The following is a 13,094-nucleotide window of genomic DNA, read 5'->3' on the forward strand; positions in this document are numbered from 1 at the left end:
TACAGGGAGGAGCGCCATGTGGACTATTTACCTCACTCATGAGTTTGAGTGCTGGCTCGCGACGCAGCCGCAACCGTTGCAGGAGGATGTTCTGGCGGCGCTGGGGCTTCTGAAAATCAAAGGGCCGCACCTGGGGCGTCCCTATGCCGACACGCTTAAAGGCTCGCGTCACGCGGGCATGAAGGAATTACGGATCCAGCACGCCGGACGGCCCCTGCGCGCCTTTTACGCTTTTGATCCGCACCGTTACGCCATTGTGCTATGCGCGGCGGATAAAAAAGGCAATGAAAAGCGGTTTTATCAGGTCATGCTGCGCGTTGCTGACAAACTGTTTAGTGACTATCTGAAACACCGGGAGGTATAGATGAAGACGTTTGATGAAGTGCTGGCGGCGCAGACCCCGGAGGCCCGCGCGCGCATTGAAGAGAAAACGGCGCAGCTGCTGCTGGAAACCCACCTGTATGCGCTGCGCGAGGCGCTCAGCGTGTCGCAAACCGAGATGGCGCGCCAGATGGGCATCGCGCAGCCGTCGGTCGCGGCTATCGAACAGCGCGGCAACGAGATGAAAATCTCCACGCTAAAACGCTATGTCGAAGCGCTCGGCGGGACGGTGCGTCTGGATGTCGAGCTGCCGGACGGCCAGCGTTTCGGTTTTACGCTCTGAGCCCGCGCTCGCGCATTCCTTTCGGGGCGGCGAGGCGCTACCATAGCGCCTCTTTTTTTAACGGGTAGCGTTATGCGTGTTCTACTGGCGCCGATGGAAGGCGTGCTTGATTCTCTGGTGCGCGAACTGCTCACCGGCGTGAACGATTACGATCTCTGCATCACCGAGTTTTTGCGCGTGGTGGACAGCCTGCTGCCGGTGAAATCGTTTTATAAACTCTGCCCGGAGCTGCATCACGAGAGCCGCACGCCGTCCGGCACGCGGGTGCGTGTGCAACTGCTCGGCCAGCATCCGCAGTGGCTTGCGGAAAACGCCGCCCGCGCGGTGGCGTTGGGCTCCTGGGGCGTTGACCTCAACTGCGGCTGCCCGTCTAAGCTTGTGAACGGCAGCGGTGGCGGCGCCACGCTTCTGAAAGACCCGGATCTTATCTATCGCGGCGCGAAAGCGATGCGCGAAGCCGTGCCTGCGCACCTGCCGGTAACGGTGAAAATCCGTCTCGGCTGGGACAGCGGCGCGCGCCGTTTTGAAATCGCCGATGCCGTCCAGCAGGCGGGCGCGACGGAGCTGGTGGTGCACGGGCGCACCAAAGAAGATGGCTATAAAGCGGAGCGGATCAACTGGGCGGCGATTGGCGAAATCCGCGAGCGGTTGACGATCCCGGTTATCGCCAATGGCGAAATCTGGGATTACGCCAGCGCGCAGGCCTGCATGGCAGAGACGGGCTGCGACGCGGTGATGATAGGCCGCGGCGCGCTCAACGTGCCGAATTTAAGCCGCGTGATTAAATATAACGAGCCGCGTATGCCATGGCCGGAGGTGGTGCAACTGCTGCAACAGTACACCCGGCTTGAGAAACAGGGCGATACGGGCATGTACCATGTGGCGCGCATCAAACAGTGGCTGGGCTATCTGCGCAAAGAGTATGCCGAGGCGACAGCGCTTTTCAGCGAAATACGCGCGTTAACCACCTCAGCGGCTATTGCCGACGCCATCAACCGTTACTGACGTTATTCGCCGTTCGCCACCAGCCGCTGAATAAACCCGCGCAACCACATCAACGCCGGATCGCTGTTATGGCGCTGATGCCAGAGCAGCGCCACCTCAAACGGCGGCACGTCGAGCGGCACCGGGCTCGACGTCAGGCCCCAGGCCGTCTGCCACATATCGCACAGTCCGGCGGGCACGGTCGCGAGCGCGGGCATTTGCATCAGAAGGCCAGGCAGGCCCGCGAAGTGCGGCGTGGTGTAACAAATGCGGCGGCTCTCTCCCTGACGCGCCAGCAGCGTGTCGATAAGGCTGCTGGTCGCCTCGCGGTACGTCACCATCAGGTGCGGTTCGCGCACATAATCGCTGAGCGTCAGCGGCGCGGCGAGGCGGAGCTGCGAGGGGTGCCAGAGCGTCACGAAAGGCATACTGACCAGCACCTCGCGCTCCTGCCAGCGCGGCCCGGCCTGCGCCACGCTTATCGCCATATCCAGTTCGCCTTCTTCCAGACGGCGCGGATCGCTAAACGGCGAGCTCGCCACCACGTTAAGCCGCAGGCCAGGCGCAGCCTCACGCAGTGCCGGGATCAGCTGCGGCATCAGCCACATCTCCACCCAGTCGGTCATGCCAAGCGTAATGGTGGCGCTCGCCTGCTGCGGGTGGAATTCAGCCTGCTGAAACAGCGCCGACTGGAGCTGCTCCAGGAGCGGCATCAGCTCCCCATGCAGGGCGATGGCGCGCGCGGTCGGCTGCATCCGGTGGCCGCTGCGGATAAAGAGCGGGTCATCGAACATATCGCGCAGGCGTGCGAGCGCGCCGCTGACAGCCGGCTGCCCGAGATGCAGTTTATCGGCCGCGAGTGACACGCTCTGCTCGCGAAACAGCACGGCGAAAGCGATGAGCAGGTTGAGGTCGATTTTGCGAAAATCGTTTTCTTTGATAGTCATTATGGCTCCAATCAATTGGAGTGATACTAGTGCGGCGTGGATACTTCAGCAAGATAAATCACCTGGAGAAATACCATGAAAACTGCTGCGACCTTACTGGCGCTTTTCACCGTCGCGCTGGCCGCGCCGCTCGGCGCGGCCCCGATGGCCGTCAACAACGCCCAGGCGCCGGGCTATTACCGCATGATGCTGGGCGACTGGCAGATAACGGCGGTGTCTGACGGCACTGTAACCATTCCCGCCGACAAACTGCTGACCCGCATCGCGCCCGACGCTCTCAACGCGCGCCTCGCCGATGACGCGCTGACGCCGCAGGTCGAAACCTCTATCAACGCCTATGTCATCAATACCGGCGATAAACTCATTCTGGTGGACACCGGCGCGGGCGCGCTGCTTGGGAATAACGGCGGTCATCTGCCGGAAAACCTGCGCGCCGCCGGTATCGAACCGTCGCAAATCGACACGGTATTGCTGACGCACGTTCACGCCGATCACTCTGGCGGCCTACAGCGCGACGGTAAACCGGTCTTCCCGAACGCCACCGTGCGTGTAGATCAGCGCGATCTCGATCTCTGGCTGAACCCGGCGCGCGAGAAGGAAGTAGAAGCCAGCCAGCGCCACACGTTTGCGGAGTCTGAACGGTCGCTGCGCCCGGTCATCAGCGCCGGAAAGATGAAGGCGTTCCGCGCGCCCACGCAAATTATGCCCGGCATTGAAGCGCTGGCCGCGCCCGGCCACACGCCTGGCAGCGTTATCTATAAAGTGAGCCGCGGCGGCGAAACGCTGTTGCTGTGGGGCGACATCATTCATGTGAAAGCGGTGCAAATGCCGCAGCCGCAGGTGGCGATTCATTTTGACGTCAATCAGGACGAGGCGGTGGCCATGCGGGAGAAAATGCTGAAGATGGCGGCGCAGAGCAACGCCTGGGTGGCATCGGCGCATATCGCGTTTCCGGGAATTGGGAAGATTAAAGCGCAGAGAGACGGGTATCGCTGGGTGCCGGTCAACTACAGCAGCCACGGCGCGAAGTAACGTAAAGGGCGCCGCGGACAGGCGGCGCCCGGTACATCAGAAGATCATTTTAAACACGCCCGTGACCACCAACAGCCCAATCAGAAAAATAATCAGTACCGCCCACAGAATGATTTTCATCACTTACTCCTTATTGTCTTTGCGGGATCTCGTTGATCCATGAAGGTAATTATCAGTATAGAAGCTCCTGCAAAGGCGGCAGAAAAAAGTGCGGGTAGCGTTTTTCCCTCCCCGGCGCCGAATGTTCAGGCCTCGCTATACTTAACGCTTTAACGCAACTCCCGGAGGCACCATGAGTTCTGCAAACAAAGTGGCGATCGTCACCGCGTCAGATTCAGGCATCGGCAAGAAGTGTGCGGTTTTTCTCGCAAAGCAGGGGTTTGATATCGGTATTACCTGGCACAGCGATGATAAAGGCGCGAAAGAGACCGCGCAGGAAGTCGAAAGCCTCGGACGGCGCGCCGAGCTTATCCAGCTCAACCTCAGCCATCTGCCGGAAGGCGCGAACGCCATCCAGACGCTTATCGATCGCTTCGGTCGTATCGACGCGCTGGTGAATAACGCGGGCGCGATGATCAAAAAGCCGTTTCTGGAGATGACGTTCGATGAATGGCGCAGCATCCAGTCGGTGGACGTGGACGGCGCGTTCCTGTGCTCGCAAATCGCCGCCAAAGCGATGGTGAAGCAGGGGCAGGGCGGGCGCATTGTGAATATCACCTCGGTGCATGAACATACGCCATTGCCGGAGGCGAGCGCCTACACCGCCGCCAAACATGCGCTCGGCGGCCTGACCAAATCAATGGCGCTGGAGCTCGTAGAGCATAACATCCTGGTAAATGCCGTCGCGCCTGGCGCTATCGCCACGCCGATGAACGATATGGAAGAGGGCGACGCGAAACCCGGCTCGATGCCGAATATCCCGATAGCGCGCCCTGGCGAAACCGATGAGATTGCCAGCATTGTCGCGTGGCTCTGCTCGGAAGGCGCCACCTACACCACCGGCCAGTCGTTTATCATCGACGGCGGGTTTACGCTCGCCAACCCGCAGTTTAAACCGAAGGCTTAATCCTCTCTGCTGCTGCGCTTACGCCACAGCCAGCGCAGCAGCAGCACAATGCCCACCGCCAGCGCCACCCATACCAGCTGTTTGAGATGATGATCGAGGCGATGCAGCCACGGCTCGATGACCTGTCCGCCCAGATAACCCAGCGTAGTGAACAGCATCGCCCAGACCAGCGCCCCGAGAATATTCAGCGGCACAAAGAGCTTCGGCGGAACCCGGCTTGCGCCGATGAGCAGCGGGCCGACAATGCGAAAGCCATACATAAAGCGCGTGCCAATCACAAACCACGCCGGATGGCGCTGGATAAGCGTCTGCGCGCGGGCGATTTGCTTTTGCTTGCCGGAAAAGCGCGCCAGCGCCCGGGTGCCGAACCGACGTCCTAACAGGTAAAGCGCCTGGTCGCCAATCATGCCGCCGAGCGCCACCACCAGCACCACCAGCGGAAAGCGCAGCAGCCCTTCATGCGCCGCCACGCCGCCCAGCAGCGTGACCGTTTCGCCTTCGGCAAGGCTGCCCAGTAAGAGCGTCACATAACCGTACTGCTCAATCAGGTTATTGATATCCATGAATTCCACTTACTCCCGTTTGTCATACCTCTCTTCGCGCCACGCGCGAAACCGAAAGTATAACGCGCCCGCCATACCCTGCGCGTACAACGGCCCACGTGTTTTTGTTCTGTTTACTTTTTAATCACGCAGGCTGAATTATACTTAAAGCACCCGTTCCGGGCGGTCTGTGTCAGGGGGCGTTATGAACCATGTCTGGGGGCTTCTGTCCCATCCTTTCCGTGAAATGCAGATGATTCGTCGCGAAAACGAAACCGTGTCGCATCACTATACCCACCACGTACTCATCATGGCGGCCATTCCCGTGCTGTGCGCGTTTATCGGCACCACCCAGATTGGCTGGGATTTCGGCGACGGCAATGTGGTGAAGCTGTCACTCTTTACCGGTTTTTATCTGGCCGTGCTGTTCTATGCGCTGATGCTGGCCGGTGTGGCGGTCATGGGGCGGGTCATCTGGTGGATGGCGCGCGACTATCCGCGCCGTCCGTCGCTCGCGGGCTGTATGGTCTTTGCGGGCTATGTGGCGACGCCGCTCTTTTTAAGCGGCATCGTGGCGCTCTATCCGCTGGTATGGCTTTGCGCGCTGGCGGGCACGCTGGCGCTGCTTTATACCGGCTATCTGCTGTATATCGGCATTCCGGCGTTTCTCAATATTAACCAGGAAGAGGGGCTGCGTTTTTCCGGCTCGACGCTCGCTATCGGCGTGCTGCTGCTGGAAGTATTGCTGGCCCTGACGGTCCTGCTGTGGGGCTACGGTTATCGTCTGTTCTGACGCGTGCCGCCGGTCTAAAAAACCGGCGGCGCCGCGCCCTGCGCTGAATCTTCTGTAGCGGGAAACGCGAAGGCCGGAGTATGATGCCCGCGCCAGCCATCAATAGCTTTTCCATTGGTGGCGGTGCGTTTAATTACGCGCGTGAATTATTTTCCGAACCTTCGCCATGTCGATAAAAATTCGTCTTTCCCTGTTAAGTCTCGCGCTGCTGCTGGCCGCGCCGCTTTCCACTCCGGCGCTGGCCGCCGCGAAAGCCGCCGCGTCGCCTGTTGCCGCCGCCGAGCCGCAAATTGCTTCCGGCAGCGCCATGATAGTCGATCTGCGCACCAATGAAGTGCTGTTCTCAAGCCACCCGGATCTGGTGCGCCCGATCGCGTCGATTACCAAAGTGATGACCGCGATGGTCGTGCTCGACGCCAGTCTGCCGCTGGATGAGATGCTGACGGTCGATATCAGCCATACGCCGGAAATGAAAGGGATCTATTCGCGGGTGCGCTTAAACAGCCAGATCAGCCGTAAAAATATGCTGCTGCTGGCGCTGATGTCGTCGGAAAACCGCGCGGCGGCAAGCCTCGCGCATCACTATCCGGGCGGCTACGACGCGTTTATTCGCGCCATGAACGCCAAAGCGAAAGCGCTCGGCATGCGCAACACGCGCTTTGTGGAGCCGACAGGGCTCTCCATCCACAACGTCTCTACCGCGCGCGATCTCACAAAGCTGTTAATCGCGACCAAACAGTATCCGCTGATTGGCCAGCTCAGCACCACGCGCGAAGAGATGGCGACGTTCGCGAACCCGGCTTATACGCTGCCGTTTCGTAACACCAACCATCTGGTCTACCGCGATAACTGGAATATCCAGCTGACCAAAACCGGGTTTACCAACGCGGCGGGGCATTGCCTGATGATGCGCACGCTGATTAAAAACCGCCCGGTCACGCTGGTGGTGATGGACGCCTTTGGCAAATACACTCACTTTGCTGACGCCAGCCGTCTGCGTACCTGGCTTGAAACCGGCAAGGCGCAACCGGTGCCTGAAGCGGCGCTGAGCTATAAGCGCCAGAAAGCGGCGCAAATGGCCAATAACAGCGTCGAATAAGCTATTCCGGCAGCGTCCAGTCTCCCTGGTTGAGCGGACGCTGCATAATCAGCGTGTCGCGCCAGCCGCCGAATTTAAACCCGACGCTGCGCAAACTCCCCACCACTTCAAACCCCAGCAGCCGGTGCAGACGCGTCGAGCCGCGATTATTTTCACCATCGCCAATCACCGCCATCAGTTGACGCCACGGGCCTTGCTCGCAGCGCTCGATCAGCGCCTGCAACAGACGGCTGCCGATGCCGCGTCCGACCATGCTGGCGTCGATATAAATCGATTCTTCGAGGGTATAGCGATACGCAGGGCGTGGGCGCCAGGGCGAGGCGTAACTGTAGCCGACCACGATGTCGTCGATCTCCGCCACAAGCCAGGGCAAATCCTGCTGCGTGACGGCGTTGACGCGCGCGGTCATCTCATCAAGGGTAGGGGGCGTTTCTTCAAAGGAGGCGCGGCCGTGTTCGACATGCCAGCCGTAAATGGCGCAGATAGCCTCGATATCCCCCGACGTAACGTCACGAATCGCGGCTTTTGACGCCGTGAGATTTTCCACAACAGCCATACCTGTATCCTCAAAGACATACCGCCGGAGGGCTCCGGCGGTATGGACGATATAGTATGCCTGTGCTTAAAAAGAATACAGCCTGCCAGAATCAGCGGGCGGTATGCTCCTCTGGCGTTTGTGCGATCCCGTCCGGCTCACCCCAGTATTTCTGCTTCGAGGTTTTGCCGATGCCGGGGTTCATGCTGTTGGTCGGGTCATTGGCCTTATAAAACTGTTTTAAGCTTTCCGGCGCTTCGTAGAGATGGCCGACGTTATGCTCTGCCGGATATTGCGCGCCGCGCGCGCGCAGCAGCGCCAGCATCTCTTCTTTCAGCGCATGTACATCCACGCCTTTTTTGACGATGTAATCCTGATGGAAAACATGGCAGAAGAAGTGGCCGTAATAGAGCTTGTGCACGAGTTTGCTGTCAATTTCCGGCGGTAGATGCTCGAACCATTCGGTATCGTTGCGTCGCAGCGCGATATCCAGCGCCAGAATATCTTCCACCTCGTCGGCGTGCACCGCGTGATAACGCACCGCCGCGCCCGCCGCCGCAAAGCGGTGCAGAAACGCTTTGCTGCCTTCTTCCGCCGTACAGGCGAAGAAATCGCCTTCGGCCTCTTTAAAGAAGCTCGTCAGCCAGCTGCGCGCTTCTTCAATGCCGTCGCCCGCCATTTTCAGCAGCAGATGATGCTCATATTTATCGCGCCAGCTTTTCATGCGCGGCGGCAAATGACCGGGGAATAACCCGCCCAGTTTTTGCATCACGCGGTCGGTAAAGTGCGGTTTGATGAACGGCACTTTCTCAAGCCAGGCGTCGGTGCGGCCTTTGGTGGTGAAGAAGAACGGCATTTTGTCGGTGCCGAGTTTGTTGATCATCAGGAACGTGTCTTTCCCGTAGCGTTCGGCGATGTCGTAGATATCGCGATGCATATATTCGCCCGCGACCGGCAGGCTCTGGAAATTCGCGAGAATATGACGGCGAATATGGGTCAATACGTCAGGCTGGTTGGTGCCGATATAAAACACTTCCTGGCGTTTTTCGGCTTCGAACGTATCGAGACGCACCGCGAACACGGCAAGCTTACCGGCGCAGCCGGAGGCTTCAAAGAGCCGCTCCGGGTTGGCGTTGTAACGCGCCGGGCTATCGGCTTCGATATCGCGCACGCGCTCAATATAGTGACGATCGGAAGCCTGGCGTTCGTCGTGGCGCACGGCGGTCGGATCAATGCGGTCATCGTCAAGGCGGCCCAGGATCTGCTCCGGCGTCTGGCCGAGATCGATGCCCAGATGATTCACCAGACGCAGCCGCCCGGTGTCGTCTATCTGCGCGAACAGCGCCATTTCGGTATAGGCGGGGCCGCGATGCACCAGCGCGCCGCCGGAGTTATTACAGATGCCGCCCATCACCGAGGCGCCGATGCACGAGGAGCCAATCACCGAGTGCGGCTCGCGTCCGAGCGGCTTCAGCGCGCGCTCCAGCTGCCAGAGTGTGGTGCCGGGATAAGCGAGGATCTGCTCGCCGTTATCCAGCAGGTGCAGCTTATCGAGGCGCAGCGTACTGATAATAATAATGTCGCGATCGTAGTCGTTGCCGTTCGGCGTCGAGCCTTCCGTCAGGCCGGTGTTGGCCGCCTGCATCAGAATTATTTTGTCGCTGGCGACGCAAACTTCCAGAACGCGCCATAATTCCAGCAGCGTACCGGGAAAAACGACGGCCAGCGCCTCGCCCTGACCTGAGCGAAAGCCTTTGCGGTAACGGGCGGTTTTGGCCGGGTCGGTGAGAAGATGGCTGGCGCCGGTCATGCGGGTCAGCTCCGCGATAACCTCATGGTTACCGGAGGTTGGTGTCAGGGTCATGTTCCACTCCTTGTGGCAGAGAAAACGCACGTCTCTAAGCATAGCCGCGAATTTCTCAACGAGTCCGAAAAGGTTGAAAAATCAGCGTATAAACTTGCGTTTGGCTTCTTCCCTGCTAAGGCTTATGGCACACTGCACACCTTATATTTGTTGTGGCGGCAACGTTGCGGCTGCGTCTAAAAGAGAGTTAATCCTATGAAATGGCTTTGTTCTGTGGGTATGGCCGTGAGCCTTGCGCTGCAACCGGCCCTGGCGTCTGAACCGTTTGGCGACCATCCGCTGACGCCCGAAGCGCGGGATGCGTTCGTCACCGATTTACTCAAAAAAATGACGGTCGATGAGAAAATCGGCCAGCTGCGTCTGATAAGCGTCGGGCCGGATAACCCGAAAGAAGCGATTCGGGACATGATCAAAGAAGGCCAGGTCGGCGCGATTTTCAACACCGTGACCCGCCAGGATATCCGCGCGATGCAGGATCAGGTAATGCAGCTTAGCCGCCTGAAAATTCCGCTGTTTTTCGCCTACGACGTGCTGCACGGCCAGCGCACCATTTTCCCGAACAGCCTCGGGCTTGCCTCAACATTTAACCTCGACGCGGTAAAAACCGTGGGCCGCGTATCGGCGTATGAAGCCGCCGACGACGGCCTGAACATGACCTGGGCGCCGATGGTGGACGTGACGCGCGACCCGCGCTGGGGCCGCGGCTCTGAAGGGTTCGGCGAAGATACCTATCTCACCAGCATGATGGGTAAAACGATGGTTGAGTCGATGCAGGGCAAAAGCCCGGCGGACCGCTATTCCGTTATGACCAGCGTGAAACACTTCGCCGCTTACGGCGCGGTGGAAGGCGGGAAAGAGTACAACACCGTCGATATGAGTTCCCAGCGTCTGTTCAACGACTACATGCCGCCCTATAAAGAAGCGCTCGACGCGGGCAGCGGCGGCGTGATGATCGCGCTTAACTCCCTGAACGGCACACCGGCGGCGTCCGACGGCTGGCTGCTGAAAGACTTGCTGCGCGGCGACTGGGGCTTTAAAGGCATCACCATCTCCGACCACGGCGCTATCAAAGAGCTGATTAAACACGGTACGGCGTCCGATCCGGAAGACGCGGTGCGCGTGGCGATTAAATCCGGCGTCGATATGAGTATGGCGGATGAGTACTACAGCAAATACCTGCCGGATCTTATCAAGAGCGGCAAAGTCTCGATGGAAGAGCTCGACGACGCCACCCGTCACGTGCTGAACGTCAAATATGACATGGGGCTGTTTAACGATCCGTACAGCCATCTGGGGCCGAAAGACTCTGACCCGAAAGACACCAACGCCGAAAGCCGTCTGCACCGCGACGACGCGCGTAACGTGGCGCGCGAAAGCCTGGTGCTGCTGAAAAACCGTCTGGAAACGCTGCCGCTGAAAAAATCCGGCACCATCGCGGTGGTCGGGCCGCTGGCCGACAGCAAACGCGACATGATGGGCAGCTGGTCTGCCGCAGGCGTGGCTGACCAGTCCGTGACGCTGCTTCAGGGTATGAAAAACGTGGCGGGCGATAAGGCGAAAATTCTGTTCGCCAAAGGCGCTAACGTGACCGACGATAAAGGCATCGTCGACTTCCTGAATCTCTACGAGCCAGCGGTGGTGGTGGATAAACGCACGCCAAAAGAGATGATCGACGAGGCGGTAAACGTCGCGAAGCAGTCTGACGTGGTCGTGGCGGTCGTGGGCGAAGCGCAGGGCATGGCGCATGAGGCCTCCAGCCGCACCGATCTCACCATTCCGCAGAGCCAGCGTGACCTTATCAGCGCGCTGAAAGCGACCGGCAAACCGCTGGTGCTGGTGCTGATGAACGGCCGTCCGCTCGCGCTGGTGAAAGAAGACCAGCAGGCCGATGCGATTCTGGAAACCTGGTTTGCCGGGACCGAAGGCGGTAACGCCATCGCCGATGTGCTGTTTGGCGATTACAATCCGTCAGGCAAGCTGCCTATCTCCTTCCCGCGCTCGGTCGGGCAGATCCCGGTGTACTACAGCCATCTCAACACCGGCCGTCCGTACAACCCGGAAAAACCGAACAAATACACCTCGCGCTACTTTGATGAAGCTAACGGCCCGCTCTATCCGTTCGGTTACGGCCTGAGCTACACCACGTTCAGCGTCTCCGACGTGAAGCTCTCCGCGCCGACCATGAAGCGCGACGGCAAAGTAACCGCCAGCGTGACGGTGACCAACACCGGCAAGCGCGAAGGCGCGACTGCGGTGCAGATGTATCTCCAGGACGTTACGGCTTCCATGAGCCGTCCGGTGAAACAGCTGCGTGGCTTTGAGAAAGTGACCCTCAAGCCGGGCGAAACCCAGACCGTCAGCTTCCCTATCGATATCGACGCGCTGAAATTCTGGAACCAGCGCATGAAATATGACGCGGAGCCAGGCAAATTTAATGTCTTCATCGGGCTGGATTCCGCCCGCGTGAAGCAGGGCGAATTTGAACTGCTGTAAACTGCTGTCGACTGTCAGAGGGCCGGGAAACCGGCCCTTTTTTATGGCGTTTGTCCGTTAAAAAATGCCATTTCCCGTCTTTTCCCTTTCCCCCTGAGATTTATCAACTACGCTTTTCTCTTAAGCCCTTAGCGAAGCGGATAAAAGAGGAAAATCATGAGGCTAAAACTCTGGAGCGCGGCAGGTCTGTTACTACTGGCGGCAGGCGCGCAGGCGGCCGAGCCGGTGAAAGTGGGCTCGAAAATCGACACCGAAGGCGCGCTGCTCGGCAACATTATTCTGCAGGTGCTGGACAGCCACGGCGTGAAAACGGTCAACAAAATCCAGCTGGGCACCACACCGGTGGTGCGCGGGGCGATCACGTCCGGCGAGCTGGATATCTACCCGGAATACACCGGCAACGGCGCGTTTTTCTTTAAGCAGGAGAACGATCCGGCCTGGAAAAACGCACAGCAGGGCTATGACAAAGTCAAAAAGCTCGACGCCGAGCAGAACAAACTTATCTGGCTGACGCCCGCGGCGGCGAACAACACCTGGACTATCGCGGTACGTCAGGATCTGGCGCAGAAAAACAAACTGACCTCGCTTGCCGATCTCAGCCGTTACCTTAAAGACGGCGGCACGTTCAAACTCGCCGCCTCGGCGGAATTTATCGAGCGCCCGGACGCGCTGCCAGCCTTTGAAAAAGCCTACCAGTTTAAACTGAATCAGGATCAGATGCTGTCGCTCGCGGGCGGCGATACCGCGGTGACCATCAAAGCGGCGGCCCAGCAAACCTCCGGCGTTAACGCCGCGATGGCGTATGGCACCGACGGCCCGGTAGCGGCGCTCGGTCTGCAAACGCTCACCGATCCGAAAGGCGTTCAGCCGGTTTACGCGCCAGCGCCCGTCGTGCGTGAGGCGGTACTGAAGGCGTACCCGGAGATGCCGCAGTGGTTTGAGCCGGTCTTTAAAGCGCTGGATGAGAAAACGCTTCAGGAACTGAATGCGCAAATCGCGGTAGAAGGGCTCGATGCCGGTAAAGTGGCGTCGCAGTGGCTTAAAGAAAAAGGACTGGTGAAATAACGCCTCCGGC

14 protein-coding genes are annotated in these 13,094 nt (G+C 59.3%); 9 read left to right on the forward strand and 5 right to left on the reverse strand.

All coding sequences use genetic code 11. The features are described 5' to 3' along the window. Positions 1-16: 16 nt before the first annotated feature. The 3 genes from AACV31_RS01240 to dusC all read left to right on the forward strand — a co-directional run bounded on the left by AACV31_RS01240 (position 17) and on the right by dusC (position 1,669). Positions 17-364 (forward strand): type II toxin-antitoxin system RelE/ParE family toxin, encoded by a 348-nt coding sequence (locus tag AACV31_RS01240; protein WP_007762559.1) that lies wholly within the window; start codon positions 17-19, stop codon positions 362-364. Next, positions 365-664 (forward strand): helix-turn-helix domain-containing protein, encoded by a 300-nt coding sequence (locus tag AACV31_RS01245; RefSeq protein ID WP_007776551.1) that lies wholly within the window; start codon positions 365-367, stop codon positions 662-664. A 72-nt stretch (positions 665-736) separates the two neighbouring features. Beyond that, entirely contained in the window at positions 737-1,669 is a 933-nt protein-coding gene (gene dusC / locus AACV31_RS01250) for a tRNA dihydrouridine(16) synthase DusC (protein ID WP_161588502.1), read from the forward strand. Between the two features lie 2 nt (positions 1,670-1,671). Here the strand turns inward: dusC and AACV31_RS01255 are convergent, their stop codons facing one another. Beyond that, complete coding sequence (locus AACV31_RS01255; protein ID WP_165154748.1) at positions 1,672-2,595, reverse strand: LysR family transcriptional regulator; 924 nt, start codon at positions 2,593-2,595, stop codon at positions 1,672-1,674. 75 nt (positions 2,596-2,670) lie between these two features. On the opposite strand from AACV31_RS01255, the gene AACV31_RS01260 reads away from it, so the two are divergent. Further along, complete coding sequence (locus AACV31_RS01260) at positions 2,671-3,627, forward strand: MBL fold metallo-hydrolase (protein WP_165154746.1); 957 nt, start codon at positions 2,671-2,673, stop codon at positions 3,625-3,627. A gap of 36 nt (positions 3,628-3,663) precedes the next feature. Here AACV31_RS01260 and yohP read toward each other — a convergent pair whose 3' ends face one another. Further along, on the reverse strand, positions 3,664-3,747 hold the full coding sequence (yohP, locus tag AACV31_RS01265; RefSeq protein ID WP_000691708.1) for a small membrane protein YohP: 84 nt from the start codon (positions 3,745-3,747) through the stop codon (positions 3,664-3,666). Positions 3,748-3,919: 172 nt separating this feature from the next. Here yohP and AACV31_RS01270 point away from each other — a divergent pair, with 172 nt between their 5' ends. Beyond that, positions 3,920-4,693, forward strand: a complete 774-nt coding sequence (locus tag AACV31_RS01270; RefSeq protein WP_165154744.1) for an SDR family oxidoreductase — start codon at positions 3,920-3,922, stop codon at positions 4,691-4,693. Here AACV31_RS01270 and AACV31_RS01275 read toward each other — a convergent pair. Further along, a complete protein-coding gene (locus AACV31_RS01275; protein ID WP_165154742.1) occupies positions 4,690-5,256 on the reverse strand; it encodes a DedA family protein in 567 nt (188 codons plus the stop codon). The two genes, AACV31_RS01270 and AACV31_RS01275, sit on opposite strands and share 4 nt — an antisense overlap. 184 nt (positions 5,257-5,440) lie before the next feature. On the opposite strand from AACV31_RS01275, the gene AACV31_RS01280 reads away from it, so the two are divergent. Both AACV31_RS01280 and pbpG read left to right on the forward strand, forming a co-directional pair. Then, entirely contained in the window at positions 5,441-6,028 is a 588-nt protein-coding gene (locus tag AACV31_RS01280) for a Yip1 family protein (protein ID WP_007762538.1), read from the forward strand. Between the two features lie 166 nt (positions 6,029-6,194). Beyond that, complete coding sequence (gene pbpG / locus AACV31_RS01285) at positions 6,195-7,127, forward strand: D-alanyl-D-alanine endopeptidase (protein WP_075197673.1); 933 nt, start codon at positions 6,195-6,197, stop codon at positions 7,125-7,127. Between the two features lies 1 nt (position 7,128). On the opposite strand, the gene AACV31_RS01290 is transcribed toward pbpG, so the two are convergent. Both AACV31_RS01290 and dld read right to left on the reverse strand, forming a co-directional pair. Further along, positions 7,129-7,683, reverse strand: coding sequence for a GNAT family N-acetyltransferase (locus AACV31_RS01290; protein ID WP_007762530.1), 555 nt, complete (start codon positions 7,681-7,683; stop codon positions 7,129-7,131). 91 nt (positions 7,684-7,774) lie between these two features. After that, on the reverse strand, positions 7,775-9,526 hold the full coding sequence (gene dld, locus AACV31_RS01295; RefSeq protein ID WP_165154740.1) for a D-lactate dehydrogenase: 1,752 nt from the start codon (positions 9,524-9,526) through the stop codon (positions 7,775-7,777). Positions 9,527-9,721: 195 nt separating this feature from the next. Here dld and bglX point away from each other — a divergent pair, with 195 nt between their 5' ends. Next, a complete protein-coding gene (gene bglX, locus AACV31_RS01300) occupies positions 9,722-12,019 on the forward strand; it encodes a beta-glucosidase BglX (RefSeq protein WP_165154738.1) in 2,298 nt (765 codons plus the stop codon). Positions 12,020-12,175: 156 nt separating this feature from the next. Next, on the forward strand, positions 12,176-13,084 hold the full coding sequence (gene osmF / locus AACV31_RS01305; RefSeq protein WP_007762526.1) for a glycine betaine ABC transporter substrate-binding protein OsmF: 909 nt from the start codon (positions 12,176-12,178) through the stop codon (positions 13,082-13,084). Positions 13,085-13,094: the final 10 nt, after the last annotated feature.

The organism is Cronobacter sp. EKM101R, from assembly GCF_963888145.1.
GTDB lineage: Bacteria > Pseudomonadota > Gammaproteobacteria > Enterobacterales > Enterobacteriaceae > Cronobacter > Cronobacter turicensis.